Genomic DNA, 402 nt, shown 5'->3' with positions numbered 1-402 from the left:
GGCCTTTAATATTACCTTCTGTTAATTTACGTAGTGCTGGTTTTGAAGAGTTACGTTCAACAGCAACAAAAGCCACGTTATCAAGTACGTTAATTTTACCAACCTGACGCCCTGCAACGCCATCTTTACCCGTTAGCGCACCTAAAATATCACCAGCCCGTACTTTTTGTTTTTTACCCGCATCAATCATCAAGGTGACCATTTGCGGTTTATATGGTGGCTTTTCAAGTAAGCTAAATGGAGGCAGTTGCTCAGGCAAAAAATCACATTCGTAGTGATCACCAATTTGCGCCACTTTAAATTGTTCTGCGTCACCATAAATTGAACACGCAATACCTTTTTTACCAGCACGACCAGTACGACCAATACGGTGTACGTGAGTTTGTGGATCATGAGCAAGGT

Annotated in this window: 1 protein-coding gene; it reads right to left on the bottom strand. The window is 42.0% G+C overall.

Features of this window, described 5'->3' with window-relative positions:
• On the bottom strand, positions 1–402 hold a 402-nt coding region (locus tag CWB85_RS21330), incomplete at both ends, for a DbpA RNA binding domain-containing protein (protein WP_171039056.1).

The organism is Pseudoalteromonas sp. S1727, from assembly GCF_005886375.1.
Taxonomy (GTDB): Bacteria; Pseudomonadota; Gammaproteobacteria; order Enterobacterales; family Alteromonadaceae; genus Pseudoalteromonas; species Pseudoalteromonas haloplanktis.
Note: the sequence above shows the minus strand (reverse complement) of the source record. Positions and strands in the feature narration are given on the sequence as shown.